This window comes from Sulfitobacter dubius, from assembly GCF_900113435.1.
Lineage (GTDB): Bacteria > Pseudomonadota > Alphaproteobacteria > Rhodobacterales > Rhodobacteraceae > Sulfitobacter > Sulfitobacter dubius.
The window spans coordinates 1-23,399 of sequence record NZ_FOPG01000001.1 but is presented as its reverse complement, the minus strand read 5'-3'; the positions used below and the strand labels follow the sequence as shown (position 1 = coordinate 23,399).

The following is a 23,399-nucleotide window of genomic DNA, read 5'->3' as shown; positions in this document are numbered from 1 at the left end:
CATGGCCAGCAATCAAAGGACAACCGCATGACCACGCGCCGCATTCTGCGCCTCTCCGGCCCCGACACCCGCGATTTCCTGCAAGGCATCGTGACCAATGACGTTGGCAAACTTGACCAAGGCCCGGTCTACGCCGCCCTGCTGACGCCGCAGGGCAAATATATGGCCGATTTCTTTCTGATCGCTGACGGCGACGGGGTTCTGCTTGATGTGGACGAAAGCCTTGGCGACATGCTGAGCCAACGGCTGTCGATGTACAAGCTGCGGGCCAAGGTGACGATTGAGCCGACCGAGTTGCACCTGCACCGTGGCACCGGCCACGCACCCGAAGATGCCGTGGCCGACCCGCGTCATCCGGAAATGGGCTGGCGCGCCTATCGCGACACGCCGCAGACCGAGGACACAACCGATTGGAACGCCCTGCGCGTGGCGCATCTGATCCCCGAAACCGGCGTGGAACTGACGCCTGATACTTTCATCCTCGAAGCCGGGCTTGATCGGATCAACGGGCTCGACTTCCGCAAGGGCTGCTATGTGGGCCAAGAGGTCACGGCGCGGATGAAGCACAAGACTGAGTTGCGCAAGGGGCTGACACGGGTTGAGGTCAGTGGCAGCGCCTCGCCCGGTACGGCGATCACGGCAGAGGGCAAGCCTGCGGGCACGCTGTTCACCCAAGCGGGTGACCAAGCGCTGGCGCATCTGCGCTTTGACCGCGCCAAAGGGCAGATGCAGGCCGATGACGCGCAGGTCACTTGGCCCGGCCCTGCCGCCTGAGCGCCCCAAAACAAGAAAAAGCCCCGGCAAAACCGGGGCTGATCTAGCTTACGTTAGATGACGTTGCGTCAAGCGCGTTCGACATATTCCATGGTTTCGGTGTTCACCACGATCGCTTCGTCCTGCCCCACGAAGGGCGGAACAGAGATTTTCACACCGTTTTCCAGAATGGCCGGTTTGAAGGAATTCGCCGCTGTCTGGCCTTTGACGACCGGCTCTGTCTCGGCAATGTTGCAGACCACTTTTTGCGGCAGACGGGCGTTCAGCGCCTCGGCCTCATGGTACTCGACCACGATCATCATACCGTCTTGCAGGAAGGGGCGTGTGTCACCCAAAAGCTCGGCATCTAGCTGCACCTGCTCATAGGTTTCGGTGTCCATTACCACCAGCATGCCGTCGTCTTCATACAGAAATTGCTGGTCTTTTTGCTCCAGCCGTACGCGCTCGACCTTGTCGGCAGAGCGGAAGCGTTCGTTCAATTTGGAGCCGTTGCGCAGGTTGCGCATTTCGACTTGGGCAAAGGCACCGCCCTTGCCGGGCTTCACGTGATCGACCTTCACGGCCGCCCAGAGGCCACCGTTATGTTCAAGTACGTTTCCGGGGCGGATCTCGTTTCCGTTAATCTTGGGCATGTGACAAAACCACGACATAAGGTTGATGATAAGATGACCGGGTCTATATCGGGAGGGATGGTCCCCTGCAAGCGGGCGATATCTGCAGTCGCTACGGCAACTAGATATGCGCAAGTTGCATGGGAGGTATGCTAAATAGAGGTATCCGAATCAAAGGATATCCGTCATAAGGACCTCCACGCCCGAATGACAAGAGCAAGAATAATCGAAAGGACGACGAGATGAAAGATTTCGTTGATGGCACCGCTTTCAACAACGAGCAAGGCAACCGCGCACGCAAGCTCTTTGCTGCTGTGGTGCTTGCTGCTTTGGATGACGCAATTGCCGACGACAAGAAATATGGCAACGGCCCAGAACAGATCGCCCGCTGGGCCCGTTCGCGCGACGGTCGCGAAGTGCTGAGCTGTGCCGGGATTGACCCCAACGAGCGGGTCGTCGAAGGTCTGATGGAATTTGTGGGCAAAGGCGTGCGGACTTCCGTCGCCCTGTCGCGCGAAGAGTCCGAGCGCCGCAATGCCGCGCTTCAGGCCGAAGCCGCCTGAGAATATCCGCCAAGCGGAGCAATTGACGCAGCCTTCGGGCTGCGTTTTTTTGTGTCTGCTGCCCGGGCCTCTGTCAGTCTGCTCCGAAAAAGAAGATCCAGTTGCGCAAGGCCAGCCCCTCGGCCAGCAGCAACGCCAACGTCACGCCCGACAGCACCCACCCCGGCCTACGCCACCACAGCGCAATGGCGGCAAGGGTGCTGATCAGCGCCTCAATCGGCGCGACCCAGCCCGCGCCGTGACGCACATCCCAATAGCTGACCGGGCTTTCGAGTATCCAACCCGTCAGCGGCCAGAAATGCGCCCGCCCGTCATCGTGGTGCAACGGCAGGTCGAACAGTAGATGCAGCAGCGCCGCCCCCGTCAGCGCCACGGCCCAGCCCGCTTGCTGCCAGACCGCCAGCGCCAAAAGCGCCCCCCAGACGATGAATGAATTATCTATCGAAAAGACCGTCTGCCAGAGGTCCGAGTAGTAAAGCTCTCCAAAGACCACACTCCCCGGCAGCCCTTGGACATAGAGCGCAAAACCCGCCATCAGATAGAGAGACAAGTCCGGCAGCAGCGCCCCGGCGAGCGCCGCCCAGACCAACGGCTTGGCCCCTTCCCGCCCCATCACGGCAGCGCCCAAAAGCAAATGTGCAGGCGTGTTCATCGCGGCTCTTCCCCCTTCGCTCATTTTGCGCCAGTTTGCGCGAAACAGAGGCAGAATGACATGACCAAAGCCATTATGATACAGGGCACCGGCAGCAATGTCGGCAAGTCGATGATCGTTGCCGGATTAATCCGCGCCTGCTCACGTCGCGGGCTGCGCGTGCGCCCCTTCAAACCGCAGAACATGTCCAACAACGCCGCCGTCACCGAAGACGGGGGCGAGATTGGCCGCGCGCAGGCCTTGCAGGCCCGTGCCGCTGGCGTGGCACCGCATACGGACATGAACCCGGTGCTGCTGAAACCCCAGAGCGCCACTGGCGCGCAGGTCGTGGTGCAGGGTAGAATCGCGGGCCAGCAAGAGGCGCGGGAGTTTGGGCGCAACAAAGCCAGCCTGATGCCCGCCGTGCTGCAATCCTTTCACCGTTTGGCCGAAAACTGCGACTTGATTGTTATTGAAGGCGCAGGCTCTCCGGCAGAAACCAATCTACGCGCAGGCGATATCGCCAACATGGGCTTTGCCCGCGCCGCCGGGGTGTCGGTGGTGCTGATGGGCGACATTGATCGAGGCGGGGTGATCGCGCAGGTCGTCGGCACGCAGGCCGTGCTTGATCAGGAAGACAACGCGCTGATCCGGGGCTTTGCGGTGAACAAATTCCGCGGCGACCGCAGCCTCTTTGACGGAGGCAGAGACGACATCGCCGCGCGCACTGGTTGGCCGAGCCTTGGCGTGATCCCGTGGTTCGACGCGGCGCATCGCTTGCCCGCCGAAGATGTGATGGACCTGCCGGCTCGCGCCCGTTCGGGCGGCTCGGGCTGTGTTATCGCCGTGCCACGCCTGCCCCGGATCGCCAATTTCGACGATCTTGATCCATTGGCCGCCGAGCCGGGCGTCGACCTGCGGATGATCATGCCCGGCAGCCCCCTGCCCGCCGACGCCGATCTGGTCCTGATGGTCGGCAGCAAATCCACGATCTCTGACCTCGAAGCCTTCCGGGCCGAGGGATGGGACATTGACCTTGCCGCCCATATCCGGCGGGGCGGCCATGTTTTGGGACTTTGCGGTGGCTATCAGATGCTGGGCAAGACGATCACCGACCCGCAAGGCATCGAAGGCCCGGCGGCGCAGGTCGCGGGGCTGGGGCATCTGGACGTGGAGACCACGATGGCCCCGCTGAAACATCTGTCTGAGAAAAGCGGCCAGCACCCCGCCAGCGGCACCGCCCTCACCGGCTATGAAATCCACATAGGTGAAACCACGGGCCCCGACTGCGCCCGCGCTTGGCTCAGGTTCGACGGCACGCCCGAGGGCGCGACCTCACCCTCGGGCCGGGTGCATGGCTGCTATATGCATGGGATTTTCAGCTCAGACGCCTTTCGCCGCGCCTATCTTGGCGGTTTCGGCGTGACCTCATCGCTGGATTTCGAAAGCGGCGTGGAGGATGCGCTCGACGCGCTGGCCGATCATGTCGAGACCTATATGGATGTCGACCTGTTCCTCTCCCTCGCGGCAGAGGTCTAGGCTGGAGAGCGCGCGGCCCTCCAGCCGAACGCTTAAAACTCGACGACCGCGCGGATCGATTCACCCTTGTGCATCAGATCAAAGCCTTCGTTGATCTGATCCAAAGTCAGTTTGTGGGTGATCATCGGGTCAATCTCGATCTTACCGTTCATGTACCAATCGACGATCTTGGGCACGTCCGTACGCCCCTTGGCCCCGCCAAAGGCGGTGCCGCGCCAGACCCGGCCGGTGACCAGTTGGAAAGGACGCGTGGAAATCTCGGCCCCCGCGGGTGCCACGCCGATGATGATGCTCTCGCCCCAGCCTTTGTGGGCACATTCCAGCGCGTCGCGCATGACCTTGGTATTGCCGGTCGCGTCAAAGGAATAATCTGCGCCGCCTTTGGTCACCTCGACCAGATGCGCCACCAGATCGCCCTCGACGTTCTTGGGGTTCACGAAATCGGTCATCCCGAAATAACGGCCGACCTCTTCTTTGTCGTCATTGAGATCAACACCGACGATCTGATCTGCGCCTGCCATCCGCAAACCTTGGATCACGTTCAACCCGATGCCGCCCAGCCCGAAGACAACGCAGCGCGCGCCCAGTTCGACCTTGGCCGTGTTGATCACCGCACCGATGCCCGTGGTGACGCCGCAGCCGATGTAACAAATTTTATCAAACGGCGCGTCTTTGCGGACCTTGGCCAGCGCGATTTCCGGCACCACGGTGTGGTTGGCAAAGGTCGAGCAGCCCATATAGTGGTGGATCGGCGTGCCATCGAGCATGGAAAACCGCGTTGTGCCATCGGGCAGCAGGCCTTGGCCCTGGGTCACGCGAATTTTTTGGCAGAGGTTGGTTTTGCCCGACAGGCAGTATTCGCATTCGCGGCATTCTGGCGTGTAGAGCGGGATGACGTGATCGCCCGGCTCCAGCGTGGTGACGCCCTCGCCCACTTCCAGCACGACGCCCGCGCCCTCATGGCCGAGGATCGCGGGGAAGATGCCTTCGGGATCGTCGCCCGAGCGGGTGAATTCGTCGGTATGGCAAAGGCCGGTCGCCTTGATCTCAACCAAAACCTCGCCGCGTTTCGGCCCTTCGAGGTTCACCTCCATGATTTCAAGCGGTTTGCCAGCTTCCACGGCAACGGCGGCACGGGTTCTCATCATGGGTCTCTCCTTCGAGGTTAATCACTTGGGTCTATATGGAGCATGGCCGTATCAAAAGTCCATTTCAGAAAGCGGTGCAGCTCACGATGCGCCGCGCGGTGAGTGGCTATGCGCGATATACTGATCGAATGGCGCCTTAGCCGGTGATCGGCGCATGGGCTTTGATCTGCCGCAAGATAACGTTTGTCGTGGCAGAATTCACCGCCGGGTGCAGAAACAAAAAGCTTTCGAGAAAGGCGTTATAGGCCTCAATATCCCGGCAGAGAACGCGCAGATGATAGTCCGCCTGACCGGTGGTGGCGAAACACTCAGTCACTTCCTTACGGCTTTGGATTGCGCTGATAAAACTGGCCAATGCCGAGGCATCATGCCGGGTCAGATGCACATGCACCATCGCCTCAAACCCCAGCCCCATCGCCTTGGGGTCAACGATGGCGGCATAGCGTTTGATGACGCCCGCCTGCTCCAACGCCCTCACGCGCCGCCAGCAAGCAGAGGCGGAAATATTCAGCTTTTCAGCCAGTTGCGCATTCGGCATACGCGAATCCTGCTGGAGCAAGGTCACAAGCTGGCGATCTGTGTTGTCCATCTGGCTCATCGAATAAATCTTTCGCAGATAAATGTTATCTAGGTTAATTTATCCGCAAATTTGCCGAAATACCAGAAAGTATGGTACGAAAATCCGCATCTATCGCGCTATACTGTCTGTCTGAGGAGCACCCAATGACTGAACAACCGCGCGAATTTACCACTTATAAACTCGACGACCGCTATGATCTGACCGAAGGCCGTGTCTTTCTGACCGGGACGCAGGCTTTGGTGCGGATCATGCTGGATCAAGCCCGCCGCGATCGCTATGCAGGGCTCAAGACAGCGGGGTTTGTCTCGGGATATCGCGGCTCACCGCTAGGCGGGCTCGACCTTGAATATTGGCGCATTAAGAACCGCGTGGCCGAAGCGGGGGTGAAGTTCCTTCCCGCCGTCAACGAAGATTTGGGCGCCACCGCCGTACTTGGCGCGCAGCAAGCGCATCTTGACCCCCATGCGCAGGTCGAAGGCGTCTTTTCCATGTGGTACGGCAAAGGACCGGGGGTAGACCGCTCTGGCGATGCGCTGAAACATGGCAACGCCTATGGCTCGGCACCCAAAGGCGGCGTGCTGGTGGTCGCGGGCGATGATCATGGCTGTGTGTCGTCCTCGATGCCGCATCAGTCCGACGTGGCCTTCATGTCGTGGTTCATGCCAACACTAAACCCGGCGTCAGTGGCCGAATATCAGGCCTTTGGCGAATACGGCATCGCGCTGTCGCGCTTTTCGGGCACTTGGGTCGGGTTCAAAGCGATCTCGGAAACCGTTGAAAGCGGCGCTTCGGTCGATCTGACCCCGGACAGGGTGTTTAACCAGCCTGACTACACTGCCCCCGCGGGCGGACTGCATGTACGTTTAGGTGACCTGCCCTCAGCCGAGATTGAAACCCGCATTCATCACAAACTGGAGGCCGTTCAAGCATTCCTCCGCGCCAATCCGATTGACCGGCACATCTATGACACGCCGAATGCCAATTTTGGCATCGTCACCACCGGCAAAGGCCACCTCGACACGATGGAAGCGCTGCGGCTTTTAGGGCTGGATGAGGTCAAATGCCGCGCACTTGGCATCGACATCTATAAGATCGGCATGGTCTGGCCGCTGGCGCTGGACGATGCGCTCGACTTTGTGAAGGGCAAGCGCGAAGTGCTTGTGATCGAAGAGAAACGCGGAATTATCGAAAGCCAGTTCAAAGAGGCATTTTACGATTGGCCCGGCTCAAAACCCGCGCGGATGGTCGGCAAGCATGATGAAAATCTCAAAGAACTGGTGCCGTGGACGGGCGAGCTGTCGCCGCTAAAACTCGTGCCGATCATCGCCGCACGGCTCAATGCCTTCTTCCCAGACGAAAACTTCGTCGAAAAGGCCCGGGCACTGACCGATCAGCCGCCCGTCTTGCTCAACGTGCCCGGAGCCACCCGCACACCTTACTTCTGCTCAGGCTGTCCGCATAACTCCTCGACAAAGCTGCCCGAAGGGTCGAAAGCCAACTCCGGCATCGGCTGCCACGTGATGGCGTCTTGGATGGATCGCGACACGGCAGGCTTTGCGCAGATGGGCGGCGAAGGTGTGCCGTGGATCGCGACCTCAATGTTCAACGGGGGCAAGCATGTGTTCCAAAACTTGGGCGAAGGAACGTGGTATCATTCTGGTTCTCTGGCGATCCGCCAAGCGGTCGCGGCCAAGACCAATATCACCTATAAAATCCTCTATAACGACGCTGTGGCGATGACGGGCGGGCAACCGGTTGATGGGCCGGTTTCGGTCGCAGCCATCGCGCAGGCCTGCCGGGCGGAAGGCGTCGCGCGCATCGCGCTGGTGTCTGACCGACCCAAGTTGTTGTCCAAGTCAGATTTCCCTGCCGAGACCAGCTTTGACCACCGCCGCGATCTGGACCACGTGCAGCGCGAGTTGCGCGAAATTCCGGGCGTCACTGTCCTCATTTACGAACAAACCTGCGCCACCGAAAAACGCCGCAAGCGCAAGCGCGGGCAGATGGAAGACCCCAAGAAATTCGTGATGATCAACGATCTGGTCTGCGAAGGTTGTGGGGACTGTTCGTTGGAATCCAACTGCTTGAGCGTCGAGCCAAAAAAGACCGAGTTCGGCACGAAACGGCAGATCAACCAATCAACCTGTAACAAAGATTACTCCTGCCTGAACGGTTTTTGCCCGTCCTTCGTGACGGTTGAGGGTGGCAGCCGACGCAAACGATCAGGTGCGGGGCTGGACGTTGCCGGGCTGGCTGCGCAATTGCCGATGCCCGCGCTGCCGAAACTCGACCAGCCCTTTAATCTGCTGGTGACCGGTGTTGGCGGCACTGGCGTTGTCACCGTGGGCGCGCTCATCACCATGGCCGCACATCTCGAGGGGTTGGGTTCCAGCGTGCTGGATTTCACCGGCTTTGCGCAAAAGTTCGGCACGGTTCTGGGCTATGTCCGCCTCGCTCAGCGGCCTGAAGATGTGCATCAGGTGCGCATCGACCAAGCCGGTGCAGATGCGGTGATCGGCTGCGATATGGTCGTAAGCTCGGCCCCCAAAGCCTCGGCCCACTATCGCCGGGGCACGCGAATTGTGTTGAACCGTGCCGAGATGCCCACCGGTGATCTGGTGCTCAACCGCGATGCCGATCTGCGCATCGATGATCGCGAAGCGGTCATCGCGCAGGCGGTGGGCGCGGACAACCTTAGCGCCTTTGACGCCAACCGCATGGCCGAGGTGTTGATGGGCGATGCGGTCTTTGCCAATGTGATGATGCTGGGGTTTGCGTGGCAAAAAGGACTGGTTCCCGTCTCACTCACCGCTCTTGAACAAGCCATTGAGTTGAACGGCGTCGTGCCTGACAAAAACCGCGCGGCCTTTGGTTTTGGCCGCGTCATGGCGGGCAACCCTCAGGCGATCGAGGCGCATTTTGCCCCAGCCTCCAATCCCGATGAAACGGTAGAGACGCTGATCGCCCGTCGGATGGAATTCTTGACTGGCTACCAAAACGCCACCTATGCCCAGCGCTACAAAGCACAGATCGATGCGCTGGCATCCAAACTGCCCGAAGGCTCTGACGAGTTGATGCGCGCAGCGGCTAAATCGCTGTTCAAACTCATGGCCTATAAAGACGAATACGAAGTCGCCCGTTTGCACCGTCAAAGCGGCTTTGAAGATCGGATCGCGGACAGTTTTGAGGGCGATTACAAGGTGCATTACCACCTCGCCCCGCCCGCATGGCCCACTGGTAAGGATGGCCGTGGCCGCCCCAACAAGCGTAAGTTCGGCTCTTGGATGGGCCGCGCCTTTGACCTGCTGGCGGCGATGAAGCCCCTGCGCGGCACATGGGCTGACCCCTTCGCCTATGGCGCTGACCGCAAGCTTGAAGTGGCCCTGATCGGCTGGTTCGAAGACGTCATGGCAAAGACCCCCGCCCTGCCCCATGACGCGGCGCTTGAGGTGCTCAGCGCGCCGATGGAAATCCGCGGCTACGGCCCGGTGAAAGAGGCCGCCGCCGAGAAGGTGCAGGCCGAGGTTGCAGCCCGCCTAGCCTAAGAGCGTTGTCGCAAAATCACCGCGCAGCCCGGCTTCGAGCAATTCGAGGTCGGGCGAGCACTCAGAATATTGCGCCACCATCCCCGGCGGAATGACAAAGGCATCGCCTGCTTGCAGCCTGCGGCTTTCCTGCCCCTCAGCGCTCAGCACCATGCTGCCTTCCATAACAAAGGTGAAATGAATGTCGGCGTCATGCTTGGCGAGGGGCGGCGTGCCGCCGTCAAACCGCGCCACCTGAATGCCCGCCACGCCCTTGGTCCCCGCCGTGATGCCCGTATCCCGCGCGATGAAGCCCGGAATGCGGAATGGGTGCCAGGTCGCTTGATCCTTAATGTGATGGACAAAGGTTTGGCCATCCCACTCGCGGGCCGGATCGCCTTTGCCGTTTGGCAGGGTCATCTCATGGTCGATGGTCGTCACATGCTCAGCTGGCACGCCGATTTCGATCACCTCAATCGAAGGTGAAGCTTCGACCACCCGGTGCCGGATGCCGGGCGGTTGCGTCACGCAGTCCCCCGCATACAGGCGGATCACATCACCCTGATCTTCGTAGAGCACATCGACCCAGCCACGGTAACAAAAGATCAGCTGAAACCCTACCGTATGGTAATGCACCATATCCGGCACCGGCCCGCCGTCGGGGATGCGAATATGGCTGGCGATGATCGACCCACCCAAACGCGACGGAATCAAATCGCGGTAATGCATCCCTGCCCGGCCAATCACCCACGGTGCCTCATCCGCGAGCCGTCTGACGGCGAATTCATGCCGAGTTTCCGGCTGTTCGACCTGCGGGGAGCGCGGCACAATTTCAACCGTTGTGCCATTGGGCGCGGTCAACCTGCGCTGACCTTGGGCAAAGCTTTCGGGATCGTCGGTCAGAATACGCAAATGGCCCGGCGCCACGGTTGCGCCTCGTTCAATTCTCACCCTCACCCCATGGCCTGAGAAGCTGGCCACCGACGGATCATCCGCGGGAAAGATGCTTTCAAGCCGCATCCCCAGCACTTTCGTAAAGAAGGGCAGATCGCCCCTAAGCTCCTGCGTAGGCAGTAGAAATTCAGCTAATATATCGTCAGGCATATGCGTCACATCTTCCATTCCTACGGTTCTGACAGCAGTTGAGCGCGTCACGCCGCAAGCGTCAACTCATAGCGATTAGCCACCCGCGTTAAAGTTCCCAAGAAATCGTGAGGCCTTTCGCGACTCGAACTTTCCAACCGGTCGAGACCACGAAAACGGCATTTTATCGCCCCGTTCCAGCACCTCAGACCGCAGATTTTTGCCCAGTATTTTGCACATAGAACGCCAAATTGGCTCGCGCATTACGGGAAAGTGGGGCTTTGAACCGATCTCTTGGTGGGAATTCAAAGGTTTCGCAGCATGACAAAATATGGTTTGTAATTCGGTGCACGGCACAAGCTATTGGTGCACCAGCGTCACAATTTCGCCGGGTTTATGGGACTAAATGTAGAGAGAATGTGAAGACACCCGGACTGCCCGTCTGCCCCACGAAAGAGGTGCCAAAAATGAGAATCCTTGCCGTTGACGATGACCCTTTCATCCGCGAGCTCTTGCCCGTCGTTTTCCGCGAGGCTGACTATCCGTATTTGACTTTGGCCGACTCCGGCGCTGCCGCTTTGGACCTGCTAAATTCCACGAAAGAGCATTTTGACTGTCTGCTCTTGGATATCGAGATGCCCGAAATGGACGGCATCACCCTGTGCCGCCGTGTACGCTCTATGGAAGCTTATCAAGACACACCAATTTTGATGGTCACCTCGCGCGCCGATGCAATCTCGATTGAGCGTGCCTTCGCCGCCGGGGCCAATGACTATGTGACCAAGCCGTTTGATGTGAAAGACATCGCAACCCGCGTACATATCGCAGAACGGATGCTTGAAAACACCCAACGCGCCCCGCGCCTTGCCCCCCACCATCTGCAAGAGGGCGGCGAGCCCGGTGCACATGGTTTCGCGCTGGCCGATCCGGTGCATATCAATGGTGTTGAGCAATTGGTACTGCCCTTCTCACTGGGGAACTACCTGTCGCAACTCTCGCGGCAACACCTCGATATCTGCCAGGTTTTCGCAGCCAAGATCGAACATATCGATGGGCTTTACGCCACCTGCAACAGCCGTGAATTTGCCCGCGCCATCGCCTCTGCTGCCACAGCAATTGCCCGCGTGGTCGATTGCCCGCAACTTCTGATGACCCACAATGGGTCGGGCACGCTGCTTTGCATCGTAACCGGTGACAGCCTGCCTGCATGGCCCGAAATCGAAGTGTTGATACAAGGGGAGTTGGACGGAATGGACCTGCGCCATGACGACAACACTCCAATGTCAGTGATGTTGTCGGTTGGTGGCCCGATCCAACCCAACGCCAGCCGCACCCAGCGGGTTAGAAAGACGTTCGACCGCGCCATTCGCCGTGTAGCGATGCGCCAAAAGATCAAACTGGACACGACGCCGTCTGAGAAACCTTCTGTTTCCGCCGCGCATTAACTTACGCCGATATCGCCAATGAAAAACCCGCCGTTTTGGCGGGTTTTCTCATTCCAAACCGCGCTTAGTCGGTTCAGTTGATTGGGAACTGCACCAAACACCGCTCAGCAATGCGGCGATAATCTTCTAGCGTGTCGGGCACACTGCGGCGATCGCGCATCACCTCCATCGCCGCGCGCTTCTGGGCCCATGTCCCTTCAACGTGGCGGTCAAGAATGCGGACGGTGATACCCAGCATCACGTTTTTCTCACCTTCACCGATCATCTCAGCCGCCGACAACGCTACGGCGGTCAGCGCCAAAGTATTGGCACAGCGTAGCGCTGCGGCTTCACGCCCTTCATAGACACGCTGCGCGGCCGTGGCGGCGCCGGGCAAGGCCAACACTGCGGCGAGTGACAAAACGGAAAGCGTGACTGGGATTAGTGAGATTGAACGCGGCACCTCAGAAAACCTTGAAGGTCATCGTGGTGAGGGAACGCTCAATCCCGTCGATATCCAGCAGGTTATCATTGATATAAACGCCTACATCTTCGCCTTTCGGGATATAAAGCTTCATCAACAAGTCATATTCACCGGAAGTCGAGTAAAGCTCCGAATGAATTTCGCGCAGGGCGATTTCCTCGGCCACGCGATATGTCGTGCCCGGTCGGCAGCGGATCTGGATGAATACGCAGGTGGTCATGTCTCGCCTCTTTCTGGGATTTGGCTCAAGCTGACATATGGGCCCTGCCCCCGCAATCCCCGATCGTGTTAACCGGCCGCAAAGGCAAGGCACCGCTTGGGCTTGGCGTGGCGGCCCGCCCTGTTATAAGGACGCTGCAATTGCCCTTCGGAGATGCCCCATGCGTCGCAGCACCCTAACCCGCACCACTGCCGAGACTGATATCACCGTCGAGTTAAACCTCGATGGCACTGGCAGCTACGACAATGAAACCGGCGTGGGGTTCTTTGACCACATGCTTGACCAATTGTCGCGCCATTCGTTGATCGACATCAAGGTGCGTGCCAAGGGCGATTTGCACATCGACGATCACCACACGGTCGAAGATGTGGGCATCACATTGGGCCAAGCGTTGGCCCAAGCGCTTGATGACAAACGCGGCATCCGCCGCTATGGGTCTTGTCTGCTGGCGATGGATGACGCGCAAATCCGCTGCGCGCTGGACCTATCAGCGCGGCCGTTCCTGATCTGGAACGTAGATTTCCCAACCAGCAGCATCGGCACTTTCGACACCGAATTGGTCCGCGAGTTCTTCCAAGCGCTCAGCACCCATGGTGGCATAACTCTGCATGTCGATGCACTGCATGGCTTCAACAGCCACCACATCGCCGAAGCGGCGTTTAAATCCGTCGCCCGCGCCCTGAGAGAAGCGGTGGAAACCGACCCTCGAAAGGCAGATGCTATCCCTTCCACCAAGGGCGCATTGTGATCTGATGCTGACAGCAATCATCGACTACGAATCCGGCAACCTACACTCGGCGCATAAAGCGTTTGAGCGTATGGCCCGCGAGACCGGCACCGGCGAGGTCACTGTTACGGCTGACGCTGATGTTGTTGCTCGCGCTGACCGGCTGGTCCTGCCCGGCGATGGCGCTTTCCCCGCCTGTATGGCAGCACTGAAAGGCGCAGGCGGCCTCTACGATGCGATGGTCGAAGCTGTCGAAGAGAAGGGCCGCCCCTTTCTCGGCATCTGTGTTGGCATGCAACTGATGGCAAGCATCGGCCGTGAATACAAAGACACCCCCGGCCTTGGTTGGATTGATGGTGAGGTGACCGAGATCGCGCCTTCAGACCCGAAACTGAAGGTTCCGCATATGGGCTGGAACGATCTGGTAATTGACCACCCCCACAAAGTCTTCGACGGGTTGGAAACCGGCGATCACACCTATTTTGTCCATAGCTACCATATGGCGGTGACGGATCCGGCGGAACGTTTGGCCCACGTCGACTACGGTTGCGAGGTCACCGCGATCATTGGGCGCGATACAATGTTGGGCATGCAATTCCACCCGGAGAAAAGCCAAACCACCGGACTGCGGCTCATCTCAAACTTTTTAAACTGGAAGCCTTAAGCGGGAACGCCCGCTGCATCGTGGGACGGTATTTAAGAAAGGATGAAGATGAGAAGGACTTCCTATTTTCATCCTTTTACAAATACCTCTGCGCTGCACTCTTGCCACTCCTGACACCAAAAAAGGCGCGGAAGTTTTCCCCGCGCCTTCCCAACTTCAGCGTTGCTGAGCGCCTGTTAATTGATGCGTGCCCATGTCTGCTTGGAACAGATCAGCCCGCCTGCAACACAGCCCGAGAGCTTTAGCGAGTTGCCCGAGACTTCCATCTTGCCGATATAGATTTTGCCATTCGACGGGCGCCAGACTTTGCCCGCGTATTTACCGCCGCCTTCGGGTTTCATATCAATTACCAGCGTTTTCCCGATATTTGGTGATTTATATTCGCCGCTGTTGTTAAAAGTCCGGGTGATGGTGCCGCAGACCGCCCCACCGCAGGGGGCCATTTTGACATGTGCATAGGCACCATCATCGACCTGTGTCTGCCATGTACCTACCGCCGGGTCCGCCGCCTGGGCTGCCCCCGCCATACCCAAGCCCAGAAGGGCCGCTGCAATAATCTGTTTCATGATCTCTCCTCCCGATCTTATTTCAGTGTTATCGATCACCCTCTTTCGAGCAAGACTGACCTTGGGTCGCGTTGCAAAATCTGTGACGACGTGCAAAAGGAACCCAACATTCAAAACAAGGGCCCGGCCATGATCCTCTATCCCGCCATCGATCTTAAAGACGGTCAGGCCGTGCGCCTCGTGCATGGTGACATGGACCGTGCCACGGTGTTCAACGACGACCCCGCCGCGCAGGCGCTCAGCTTTGTCGACGCGGGCTGTGAATGGCTTCATCTGGTTGATCTTAATGGCGCCTTTGCCGGTGCTCCGGTCAACGCGGCCCCGGTCGAAGCGATATTGAAAGCTTGCAAAGTGCCTGCGCAACTTGGTGGCGGCATCCGCGATATGGCAACGATCGAGAGTTGGCTCGATAAGGGGCTGGCGCGGGTGATTTTGGGGACTGTAGCCGTTGAGGACCCCGATCTGGTGCGCGAGGCCGCCGCAGCTTTCCCCGATCAAGTAGCCGTTGGGATCGACGCGCGTAATGGGCGCGTTGCGACCAAGGGCTGGGCGACAGAGACAGATGTGATGGCCACCGATCTTGCAAAGTCCTTTGAGGACGCGGGCGTGGCGGCGATCATCTATACGGATATTAACCGCGATGGCGCGATGGGCGGTCCGAATGTGAGCGCCACCGCCGATCTGGCGCGGGCGGTCTCGATCCCGGTAATTGCCTCTGGCGGGGTGTCGTCGCTCGAAGACCTTGCAGCGCTGCGCGATACAGGCGTGATCGAGGGCGCGATCTCGGGCCGGGCGCTTTATGATGGGGCGATTGATCTGGCTGCTGCGATGAAAATGTTGAAGGGCTAAGCGATGCTAAAGACCCGCATCATCCCCTGTCTTGACGTGGCCGATGGGCGCGTGGTGAAAGGCGTGAATTTTGTTGGCCTGCGGGATGCGGGTGATCCGGTGGATGCCGCGATTGCCTATGATGCGGCAGGTGCGGATGAACTGTGTTTCCTCGACATTCACGCGACCCATGAAAACCGCGGCACGATGTTTGATCTGGTCACGCGTACGGCAGAGCATTGTTATATTCCGCTGACCGTGGGCGGCGGTGTTCGGACCGTAGCAGACGTGCGTGCCTTATTGCTTGCTGGGGCGGATAAGGTCAGCTTCAATTCTGCCGCAGTCGCCAACCCGGATGTGATTGCCGAAGCCGCGGATCATTTCGGCAGCCAATGCATTGTCTGCGCCATAGACGCTAAGACCGTAAGCCCCGGCAAATGGGAGATTTTCACCCATGGTGGGCGCAAACCTACAGGGATTGATGCGGTGGAATTTGCAAAGTTGGTTGCGGAGAAGGGCGCAGGGGAAATCTTGCTGACTTCGATGGACCGCGACGGCACGAAACAGGGATTCAACCTGCCGCTGACCCGTGCGATTTCGGACGCGGTTTCGGTCCCGGTGATCGCCTCCGGCGGGGTCGGCAATTTGGATCACCTCGTCGATGGGGTGATCGAGGGCGGCGCCTCAGCGGTGTTGGCGGCATCCATCTTTCACTTCGGCGAATATACCGTGCAGGAGGCAAAGCAGCATATGGCTGCCGCCGGCATTCCGATGAGGCTCGCATGACACTTGATGATCTTTACGCCACGATCCTCAGCCGCAAAGAGGCTGATCCGTCAAGCAGTTGGACTGCGCAACTGTTGGCCAAGGGGCCGGAAAAATGCGCCGAGAAATTTGGCGAAGAAGCCGTCGAGGCGATCATTGAGGCGGTGAAGAACGATCCGAAGGGTCTCACCTCGGAAGCAGCGGATGTGCTATATCACCTGCTCGTCATGCTGGCGGCGCGAGATGTGCCGCTGAGCGATGTGTTGGACGAACTGGCGCGGCGCCAGTCGACCTCGGGCATCGCAGAGAAGGCCGCGCGCAAGTAATCACCCGAGCAGGCGCGGAATTTCAACCTTGGGGCAGCGGTCTTGGATCACATCCACGCCGCGTGCTTCGGCCTTCGCCGCGGCTTCGGCATTGGTAATCCCCATCTGCATCCAGATCGTTTCCAGTTCGGGGAAGGCGGCGAGCGCCTCATCAACGACGGGTGGCACATCCTCTGAGCGGCGGAAGATATCAACCATCTGCACCGGCGGGTCAATCTCGGCCAGAGTGGCGACGATGGCCTTACCGAAGACCTCTTTGCCCGCATGCATGGGGTTGACCGGCACCACGTCATAGCCCTTTTGCTGAAGGTATTCAGCAACATAATGGCTGGGCCGCGTCGGGTTGGGGGATACGCCAACCACCGCAATGCGGCGGGTGCGGGTGAGAACGTCTTTGATCAATGCATCTGTCATGACCCAAACCTAAGCGCATAAGCATAAGTTTCAATGCCGGTATGACGCCGCGTAAACCGCAACACATTCCCCTGCCCACGATTGGCAAGTCTGCGGCTATTGCATAGGCTCACCCCAAACGCGCCGCGCGGAGGAGTGCGGGGGCGTATCATACCATCATCACCGGGAGCACAGGATGATCGATCAGACCTTGGACATGAACAATCTCGAAATGTCGGAGAAGGCCAAGCCGCTTTTGGCCGCTGTTACCAAGCACATCCGCGAGAATGTCGATCCGATCACCGAGGAGTTCTTTCGCCTCGGCGAAGGACGCGCCGACCGTTGGTCCTATGCGCCGGGTCAATTGGAACTGCTCGACGGGGCCAAGCAAAAGGCGCGTGAGGCGGGGTTGTGGAACTTCTTTCTGCCCAATGCCGAGACAGGCGAAGGGCTGGCAAACCTTGATTATGCTTATATCGCGGCAGAGTTGGGCAAAAGCCCGCTGGCGCCGGAAACCCTGAACTGCTCTGCTCCTGACACGGGCAATATGGAGGTGCTGGAGCGCGTCGGCACGCCTGAGCAGAAAGAGCGTTGGCTGAAGCCACTGCTGGCGGGGGAAATTCGCTCGGCTTTTGCGATGACCGAACCGGACGTAGCCTCCTCTGATGCGCGCAACATTTCGACCAGCGCGGTGCTGGACGGTGACGATTGGGTCATCAACGGCGAGAAATTCTATATCTCCGGTGCGGGTGATCCACGGTGTAAGATCATGATTGTCATGGTAAAAACCTCGCCCGACGCGGAGACGTTCCGGCAACAGAGCCAGATCCTCGTGCCGATGGATGCGCCGGGCGTTGAAATCCTCGGACCAATGCATGTGTTTGGCCATGACGACGCGCCGCATGGGCATATGCACATCCGCTTTACCGATGTGCGCGTGCCGCGTGAAAACGTGCTTTGGGGCGAAGGGCGCGGGTTTGAGATCAGCCAAGTCCGGCTTGGACCGGGACGGATTCACCATTGCATGCGCTCCATCGGGTCGGCGGAAAAAGCGCTGGACCTGATGATTGAACGCGGGTTGGGGCGCGAGGCCTTTGGTAAGAAAATCATCGACCTTGGCAAGAACATGGAAACCATCAGCCGCGCGCGGATCGACATCGAAGCGATGCGGCTGATGGTGCTGAAGGCCGCCAAAGCGATGGATGTCTTGGGCAACAAAGAGGCCCGCATCTGGGTCAGCATGATCAAGGCGCTGGTGCCCGAAAAAGCCTGTGAGATCATCGACGCCTCCATGCAGGTGCATGGTGCCACCGGGATGAGCCAGTGGAGCCCGCTGTCGGGCATGTACACCTGGCAGCGTGCGCTGCGCTTCGCCGATGGGCCGGATGAGGTGCATCATCAGGTGATCGCGCGGGCCGAGGTGAAGGCGTTTCAGGCGTCGAACACACGCGGCTCCGACGGCGACAGCTGATATGGATCTCGCGGGGCGCGTCATCGTCATCACCGGGGCGGCCAGCGGCATCGGGCGGGCCATGGCCCTGCGCTTTGCCGAGGAATCGCCCGCGCATCTGGTCTGTGTGGATATCGACGGCCCGGGGGCCGAGGCGACGGCGGCCGAGGTTGGCGGCACCGGCTTTCGCGTCGATGTCGCACATGAGGTCGAGATCGCCCAGCTGATCGAAACCGTCGAGCGTGACATTGGGCCGATTGATCTCTTTTGTTCCAACGCCGGTATCTCGGTCGAGGGCGGTGTCGAAGTGCCGGATGCCGATTGGCAGCGCATTTGGGAGATCAACGTGATGAGCCACGTCCGCGCCGCGCGGCATCTGGTGCCGCTGATGCGCGCGCGGGGCGGAGGCTATTTGCTTAACACCGCCTCGGCAGCGGGTCTGCTCAATCAGGTCGGGGCCGCGCCCTATGGGGTGACCAAACACGCCGCCGTTGGCCTCGCTGAATGGCTGGCCATGACCTATGGCGATGATGGGATCAAGGTTTCCGTGCTTTGCCCGCAGGCGGTGCGGACCGAAATGATGCGCGGGTTGGAGGATCATGTCGCCGCGATCGACGGCATGCTTGAGCCAGAACCGGTGGCCGACGCCTGTGTGCAGGCGATCCGCAATGAGGTGTTTCTGGTGCTGCCGCATCCGCAGGTGCGCGACTATATACAAGGCAAGGCGCAGGACTATGACCGCTGGATCGGCGGGATGCGCAAATTAAACCGACGGTTTGGGACACCCGACGCGACCTAACGTCAGGCCTTAGCTTTCGCTTTTCGGACGTATCGGGCGCAGCAGCCCCTCTTGCGCCACGCTCGCCACCAACTGCCCGTTCTGATTGTAAATCATCCCGCGATTAAACCCGCGCGCCCCGCCGGTAAACGGCGCATCCAACGCATAGAGGTGCCATTCATCAAAGCGGATCGGCGCGTGGAACCACATGGCATGGTCAAGGCTCGCCGTCATCACCTTGCCCTGAAACCATGTCAGGCCATGCGGCCGTAGGGAAGAGCCCAAGAGGTTCATATCAGAAGCATAGGCCAGCAGCGCGTGCTGCATCACCGGCCCCTGTCCTTCGGCGGCAGCCATGCGGAACCAAAGATAGTTACGGTCGCCGACCTTTTCAGGTGTCAAGAAATCGCGGGGCTCGACCTCGCGGATCTCAATTGGCCGCTCGCGCAGAAAGTCCCCACGATATTTTTCGGGGAGCTTTTCCGCAAAAGCTTCGCGCAACTCAGGTCTGTCCGGCCAGTTGTCGGGGGCGGAAACCTGCGGCATCTCATGCTGCCAGTCAAAACCGTCTTCCTCCACCTGAAAGGACGCCGAGAGGTTAAGAATTTGCTTGCCATGCTGGATCGCCACCACCCGCCGTGTGGTGAAGCTGCCGCCATCACGGGCGCGGTCGACCTGATAGATCACGGGAATTTTCGGGTCTCCGGGGCGCATGAAGTAGGCATGGAGCGAATGGCAGTTGCGGCCCGGCACCGTGCGGTAAGCCGCCATCAGCGCCTGCGCGATGACGTGGCCACCGAAAATGCGCATCGAAGTCTCGCCCCCAGCACCCGTGCCGCGAAACAGATCAACTTCAAGCTGCTCAATATCCAGCAGATCAAGCAATTGGCGCGCAGCGTTGGTCATGGGTCATCCTTCCGGGCCGGGGTATTCCCCCTAGCAACAGGTTTTCGCGCCAAAGCTCAAGCGGCAAAAGCCTGCGGCTCCGGTCAGGCGTCGCGATCCAGCGCCTCTCGCCCATGGCGCGCAAAAACTGGCACATACTGCCCTAATTTCAGACCATATTCAGGGTTTGACGCATTCCCATCCAACGCGCGTTTCAACACGCCCTGAATGATCGCTGCCATCCGGAAAAAGCAAAAGGCGAGGTAGTAACCGAAATTATCAATCCCCTTCAGCCCACGCCGACGGCAGTAGGCTGCGATAAACTCTGCATCCGTCGGCAGGCCAAGCGCCTTGCGGTCTACGCCTGCCAGCCCGCGGCCCTCGGCCCCAACAGGCATTTGCCATTGCATGATGACCGCGGCCAGATCGGCAAAGGGGTGGCCAATGGTCGAAAGCTCCCAATCCAAAACCGCGCGGCAGGCGGTGCCATAGGTGTCGAAGATCATATTGTCGATGCGGTAATCACCATGGACCAGCGTGCGCTGCCCGTCATCTTCGGGCAGATTGTCGGCCAACCGCTGCATCAATTGATCCATGTCAGGCTGTTTTTCAGTCTCAGACGCACGGTATTGTTTCGACCAGCGGGCAACCTGACGCTCGAAATAATTGCCGGGCGGGCCATAATCCGACAGACCGATCGCATTGATGTCCACTTCATGCAGCGCGGCCAGAACGCCGTTCATTTCATCCATGACTTCGGCCCGCTGTTTGGGCTCCAACTCCGGCAGGGTCGGGTCATTGAAATTCCGCCCCGGTACATGGTCCATCACATAGAAGGTCGACCCAATAACGCTTTCATCCTCGCAAAGCAGGTGCATCTTGGCGACTGGCACTTGGCTGCCCGCAAGCGCCTTTTGCACGCGAAACTCCCGATCTACCGCATGGGCCGATTTCAGCAGTACACCGGGGGGCTTGCGGCGCAGCACATAGTCATGCGCCGGGGTAGAGAGCAGAAAGGTCGGGTTAGATTGCCCCGCCTGAAACTTGGTCACCTCCAACGGCCCGGCAAAGCCCGGAAGGTTCGCTTCCAACCACCGGCTTACGGCCACTTCGTCTAAAGTTTGGGTATCCGTGCTCATCGTGCAAATTCCGCCGCCATCCGTGCCCCGGCGGCGAGATACTCGGCCTCGATCCGGTCGACCAATTCAGCAGCCCCGGCGATTTGCTTGACCGCACCAATGCCTTGCCCAGCACCCCAGATCTCTTTCCATGCCTTGGGTTTGGACGACCCATCTCCGAAATTCATCGAAGAGGCATCCGCCGACGGCAGATTGTCCGGGTCCAGCCCCGCCGCTTCGATCGATGGTCTGAGGTAGTTGCCCGACACCCCAGTAAAGAGCGACGAAGTCACGATGTCACCTGCCCCACCCGAAACGATCATATCCTTGTACCCGGGCACCGCATTTGCTTCTCGCGTGGCGATAAAGGCTGATCCCATATAGCCCAAATCCGCCCCCATCGCCCGCGCGGCCAAAAGCCCCTCGCCCGTGGCCAGCGCACCGGACAACAACAGCGGCCCATCAAACCACTCACGAATTTCACGGATCAGCGCAAAGGGCGATTGCGGCCCGGCATGCCCCCCTGCCCCAGCGGCAACCGCGATCAATCCGTCGGCACCTTTTTCGATCGCTTTGTGGGCAAACCGATTGTTGATGATGTCATGCAGCACGATGCCGCCGCAGGAATGGGCAGCCTCGTTAACCTCCTCCCGCGCACCAAGAGAGGTAATCCAGATCGGCACCTTATGCTTTACGCAAATCTCAAGGTCGCGGTTCAAGCGGCTGTTGGAGCGGTGTACAATCTGGTTTACCGCAAAAGGTGCTGCTGGTTGGTCTGGGTTCTCTTGATTGTGCTTGTCCAAAGCTTCGGTGATCTGCGTCAGCCAAGCGTCGAGCAGTGGCGGCTCTCCTTCGGCCTCACGCGCGTTCAGCGCCGGGAAAGACCCGACGATCCCAGCCTTACACTGTGCGATGACCAACTCTGGCCCCGACAGGATGAACATCGGCGAGGCGACCAACGGCAGGCGAAGCCCCTGCAAAGCTTGGGGTAAATGGCTGTCGTTACGCATGGGCAGCCTCGGCGGTTATTGTGGTGTTCATGGCAGTGCCCTCTCAAATATATTCGGTCCCGACATCACATTGATGCCCCCGCTAACCGGAATTACAGCCCCGGTCACATAAGCGCCACCGCGCCCGCAAAGGAACAGCATGCAGCCCCCGATATCTTCTTCCCGACCAACACGACCCAGCGGAACGTCTTTGCCCACGGCCGCGCGGGTGGTTTCATCTTGTGTGGCAAATGCTGTCATCCGCGACACAAATGGCCCCGGTGCTAAGGCATTAACGGTAATCGCATCGCAGGCGAGTTCTTTCGCGAGGATTTTGCTCAGGTGAATAACCGCCGCCTTGGAGGCCGAATAGCTATACGCGCCATCGCCCATCTCGCGTTCGCCCATGACCGAGCCCACATTAACAACTCGCGCGGGATCATCCGCCGTGGCCCCAGCCCGCAAAAGCGGCAAAAGTTTTTGCGTTAGGTCGAACAATCCGGCGACATTCACGCCCATCACCTTATCCCAGGCGCGGAAGGGGAACTGCCCCAAAGGTGCACCCCAAGTTGCGCCGGCATTGTTCATCAAGATATTCAATTGATGACACCGCGCGTGAACCTCGGCTACCAGTGCATCGATACCTTCCTCGCTGCCGACATCTCCGGCAAACCCTTCGGCACTGCCGCGGGCACCAAGCGCGTTTAAGTCTGTGGCGACAGCCTCACAGGCCTCACCGTTCCGGCTGGCCAACAGAACCCGCGCACCCGCCCGGACCAAGACTTCGGCAGCCATTCGCCCGATGCCCGTCGCACCGCCAGTAATGAGCGCGGTTTTCCCGTCGAGCCTAAAAAGCGTTTCAATATCCATACCCGGCCTCCCCGCCCCTCGCTTGTCGGTACTGTGACAGGGAGTTTGGCAGGGTCAAGCCGATGGGGGCCCAGGCGCGCAGCAACCGTGCGGAAAAACTGTGAGAAGGATGATGCTGTTTCACAAAGCAAAACCGCCGCGGCTTTTTGGGCTGCGGCGGTTTTGTTTAATATTGGTCATCGTGGAGAGATACTGTTTTGAGGACCTTATTAGGTTTGGCGATGACCTACTCTCCCACGTCTTAAGACGCAGTACCATCGGCGCTACGGCACTTAACGGCTGGGTTCGGGATGGGACCAGGTGTTTTGCTCGCGCTATGATCACCAAACCAAATAAAGTCCTCAAGCGCTCTGCTGTTCAGAGGGACGGCGGGAGGCAGGGCATCTTTAGGATGCCTGTTCTTGCGCTGTCACCACTGAAGTGCTGAGCGTTGTTTTCCAAGTCATGTACCACTGATTG

Annotated in this window: 25 protein-coding genes and 1 rRNA gene; 12 read left to right on the top strand and 14 right to left on the bottom strand. The window is 59.3% G+C overall.

Annotated features, from left to right (window positions below; all coding sequences use genetic code 11):
• Nucleotides 1–27: 27 nt before the first annotated feature.
• Complete coding sequence (gene ygfZ / locus BM229_RS00130; protein ID WP_093925700.1) at nucleotides 28–774, top strand: CAF17-like 4Fe-4S cluster assembly/insertion protein YgfZ; 747 nt, start codon at nucleotides 28–30, stop codon at nucleotides 772–774.
• Between the two features lie 68 nt (nucleotides 775–842).
• On the opposite strand, the gene efp is transcribed toward ygfZ, so the two are convergent.
• Nucleotides 843–1,406: an elongation factor P gene (gene efp, locus BM229_RS00125; protein WP_093740442.1), complete on the bottom strand. Its 564-nt coding sequence runs from the start codon at nucleotides 1,404–1,406 to the stop codon at nucleotides 843–845.
• A gap of 221 nt (nucleotides 1,407–1,627) precedes the next feature.
• Here efp and BM229_RS00120 point away from each other — a divergent pair, with 221 nt between their 5' ends.
• Nucleotides 1,628–1,948, top strand: coding sequence for a DUF6280 family protein (locus BM229_RS00120; RefSeq protein ID WP_007120494.1), 321 nt, complete (start codon nucleotides 1,628–1,630; stop codon nucleotides 1,946–1,948).
• Between the two features lie 73 nt (nucleotides 1,949–2,021).
• Here BM229_RS00120 and BM229_RS00115 read toward each other — a convergent pair whose 3' ends face one another.
• Nucleotides 2,022–2,600, bottom strand: a complete 579-nt coding sequence (locus BM229_RS00115; protein ID WP_093925699.1) for a cobalamin biosynthesis protein CobQ — start codon at nucleotides 2,598–2,600, stop codon at nucleotides 2,022–2,024.
• Between the two features lie 60 nt (nucleotides 2,601–2,660).
• On the opposite strand from BM229_RS00115, the gene BM229_RS00110 reads away from it, so the two are divergent.
• Nucleotides 2,661–4,118: a cobyric acid synthase gene (locus BM229_RS00110; RefSeq protein ID WP_093925698.1), complete on the top strand. Its 1,458-nt coding sequence runs from the start codon at nucleotides 2,661–2,663 to the stop codon at nucleotides 4,116–4,118.
• Between the two features lie 32 nt (nucleotides 4,119–4,150).
• On the opposite strand, the gene BM229_RS00105 is transcribed toward BM229_RS00110, so the two are convergent.
• Entirely contained in the window at nucleotides 4,151–5,263 is a 1,113-nt protein-coding gene (locus tag BM229_RS00105) for an S-(hydroxymethyl)glutathione dehydrogenase/class III alcohol dehydrogenase (protein ID WP_093927154.1), read from the bottom strand.
• 139 nt (nucleotides 5,264–5,402) lie between these two features.
• Nucleotides 5,403–5,864: an Lrp/AsnC family transcriptional regulator gene (locus BM229_RS00100; RefSeq protein WP_093925697.1), complete on the bottom strand. Its 462-nt coding sequence runs from the start codon at nucleotides 5,862–5,864 to the stop codon at nucleotides 5,403–5,405.
• Between the two features lie 125 nt (nucleotides 5,865–5,989).
• On the opposite strand from BM229_RS00100, the gene BM229_RS00095 reads away from it, so the two are divergent.
• Nucleotides 5,990–9,391 (top strand): indolepyruvate ferredoxin oxidoreductase family protein, encoded by a 3,402-nt coding sequence (locus BM229_RS00095; protein ID WP_093925696.1) that lies wholly within the window; start codon nucleotides 5,990–5,992, stop codon nucleotides 9,389–9,391.
• Here BM229_RS00095 and BM229_RS00090 read toward each other — a convergent pair.
• Nucleotides 9,383–10,492, bottom strand: coding sequence for a cupin domain-containing protein (locus BM229_RS00090; protein WP_093925695.1), 1,110 nt, complete (start codon nucleotides 10,490–10,492; stop codon nucleotides 9,383–9,385). The two genes, BM229_RS00095 and BM229_RS00090, sit on opposite strands and share 9 nt — an antisense overlap.
• A gap of 428 nt (nucleotides 10,493–10,920) precedes the next feature.
• On the opposite strand from BM229_RS00090, the gene BM229_RS00085 reads away from it, so the two are divergent.
• Nucleotides 10,921–11,898: a response regulator gene (locus tag BM229_RS00085; protein ID WP_093925694.1), complete on the top strand. Its 978-nt coding sequence runs from the start codon at nucleotides 10,921–10,923 to the stop codon at nucleotides 11,896–11,898.
• Nucleotides 11,899–11,971: 73 nt separating this feature from the next.
• Here BM229_RS00085 and BM229_RS00080 read toward each other — a convergent pair whose 3' ends face one another.
• Together BM229_RS00080 and BM229_RS00075 are read right to left on the bottom strand one after the other, a co-directional pair.
• Nucleotides 11,972–12,340, bottom strand: a complete 369-nt coding sequence (locus BM229_RS00080) for a hypothetical protein (protein WP_093925693.1) — start codon at nucleotides 12,338–12,340, stop codon at nucleotides 11,972–11,974.
• Between the two features lies 1 nt (nucleotide 12,341).
• A complete protein-coding gene (locus BM229_RS00075; protein WP_093925692.1) occupies nucleotides 12,342–12,581 on the bottom strand; it encodes an Lrp/AsnC ligand binding domain-containing protein in 240 nt (79 codons plus the stop codon).
• A gap of 160 nt (nucleotides 12,582–12,741) precedes the next feature.
• On the opposite strand from BM229_RS00075, the gene hisB reads away from it, so the two are divergent.
• Both hisB and hisH read left to right on the top strand, forming a co-directional pair.
• A complete protein-coding gene (gene hisB, locus BM229_RS00070; RefSeq protein WP_093925691.1) occupies nucleotides 12,742–13,329 on the top strand; it encodes an imidazoleglycerol-phosphate dehydratase HisB in 588 nt (195 codons plus the stop codon).
• Nucleotides 13,330–13,333: 4 nt separating this feature from the next.
• Nucleotides 13,334–13,972: an imidazole glycerol phosphate synthase subunit HisH gene (gene hisH / locus BM229_RS00065; protein ID WP_093925690.1), complete on the top strand. Its 639-nt coding sequence runs from the start codon at nucleotides 13,334–13,336 to the stop codon at nucleotides 13,970–13,972.
• Between the two features lie 176 nt (nucleotides 13,973–14,148).
• On the opposite strand, the gene BM229_RS00060 is transcribed toward hisH, so the two are convergent.
• Complete coding sequence (locus BM229_RS00060; RefSeq protein ID WP_093925689.1) at nucleotides 14,149–14,538, bottom strand: DUF2147 domain-containing protein; 390 nt, start codon at nucleotides 14,536–14,538, stop codon at nucleotides 14,149–14,151.
• Nucleotides 14,539–14,667: 129 nt separating this feature from the next.
• On the opposite strand from BM229_RS00060, the gene hisA reads away from it, so the two are divergent.
• Genes hisA through BM229_RS00045 form a run of 3 tightly spaced genes read left to right on the top strand, consistent with a single transcriptional unit; the run spans nucleotide 14,668 to nucleotide 16,457 of the window.
• Nucleotides 14,668–15,387, top strand: coding sequence for a 1-(5-phosphoribosyl)-5-[(5-phosphoribosylamino)methylideneamino]imidazole-4-carboxamide isomerase (gene hisA / locus BM229_RS00055; RefSeq protein WP_093925688.1), 720 nt, complete (start codon nucleotides 14,668–14,670; stop codon nucleotides 15,385–15,387).
• Nucleotides 15,388–15,390: 3 nt separating this feature from the next.
• Nucleotides 15,391–16,152, top strand: coding sequence for an imidazole glycerol phosphate synthase subunit HisF (hisF, locus tag BM229_RS00050; protein WP_093925687.1), 762 nt, complete (start codon nucleotides 15,391–15,393; stop codon nucleotides 16,150–16,152).
• Nucleotides 16,149–16,457: a phosphoribosyl-ATP diphosphatase gene (locus tag BM229_RS00045; RefSeq protein WP_093925686.1), complete on the top strand. Its 309-nt coding sequence runs from the start codon at nucleotides 16,149–16,151 to the stop codon at nucleotides 16,455–16,457. The genes hisF and BM229_RS00045 overlap by 4 nt, the downstream gene beginning before the upstream one ends.
• On the opposite strand, the gene BM229_RS00040 is transcribed toward BM229_RS00045, so the two are convergent.
• The gene (locus tag BM229_RS00040; RefSeq protein ID WP_093925685.1) at nucleotides 16,458–16,871 is read right to left on the bottom strand and encodes a CoA-binding protein; all 414 of its coding nucleotides are present in this window, start codon (nucleotides 16,869–16,871) and stop codon (nucleotides 16,458–16,460) included. It abuts the gene before it with no gap.
• A gap of 175 nt (nucleotides 16,872–17,046) precedes the next feature.
• On the opposite strand from BM229_RS00040, the gene BM229_RS00035 reads away from it, so the two are divergent.
• Both BM229_RS00035 and BM229_RS00030 read left to right on the top strand, forming a co-directional pair.
• Nucleotides 17,047–18,321, top strand: coding sequence for an acyl-CoA dehydrogenase family protein (locus tag BM229_RS00035; RefSeq protein ID WP_420855229.1), 1,275 nt, complete (start codon nucleotides 17,047–17,049; stop codon nucleotides 18,319–18,321).
• A 1-nt stretch (nucleotide 18,322) separates the two neighbouring features.
• Nucleotides 18,323–19,099 (top strand): SDR family oxidoreductase, encoded by a 777-nt coding sequence (locus tag BM229_RS00030; protein WP_093925684.1) that lies wholly within the window; start codon nucleotides 18,323–18,325, stop codon nucleotides 19,097–19,099.
• Nucleotides 19,100–19,108: 9 nt separating this feature from the next.
• Here BM229_RS00030 and BM229_RS00025 read toward each other — a convergent pair whose 3' ends face one another.
• From BM229_RS00025 to rrf, 5 genes are all read right to left on the bottom strand, one after another.
• Complete coding sequence (locus BM229_RS00025) at nucleotides 19,109–19,984, bottom strand: acyl-CoA thioesterase (RefSeq protein WP_093925683.1); 876 nt, start codon at nucleotides 19,982–19,984, stop codon at nucleotides 19,109–19,111.
• A gap of 83 nt (nucleotides 19,985–20,067) precedes the next feature.
• On the bottom strand, nucleotides 20,068–21,102 hold the full coding sequence (locus BM229_RS00020; protein ID WP_093925682.1) for a phosphotransferase family protein: 1,035 nt from the start codon (nucleotides 21,100–21,102) through the stop codon (nucleotides 20,068–20,070).
• The gene (locus BM229_RS00015; RefSeq protein WP_093925681.1) at nucleotides 21,099–22,091 is read right to left on the bottom strand and encodes an NAD(P)H-dependent flavin oxidoreductase; all 993 of its coding nucleotides are present in this window, start codon (nucleotides 22,089–22,091) and stop codon (nucleotides 21,099–21,101) included. Before BM229_RS00015 ends, BM229_RS00020 begins: the two co-directional genes overlap by 4 nt.
• Nucleotides 22,092–22,118: 27 nt before the next feature.
• Nucleotides 22,119–22,940: an SDR family oxidoreductase gene (locus tag BM229_RS00010; RefSeq protein WP_093925680.1), complete on the bottom strand. Its 822-nt coding sequence runs from the start codon at nucleotides 22,938–22,940 to the stop codon at nucleotides 22,119–22,121.
• 213 nt (nucleotides 22,941–23,153) lie between these two features.
• Nucleotides 23,154–23,268 (bottom strand): 5S ribosomal RNA (rrf, locus tag BM229_RS00005).
• Nucleotides 23,269–23,399: the final 131 nt, after the last annotated feature.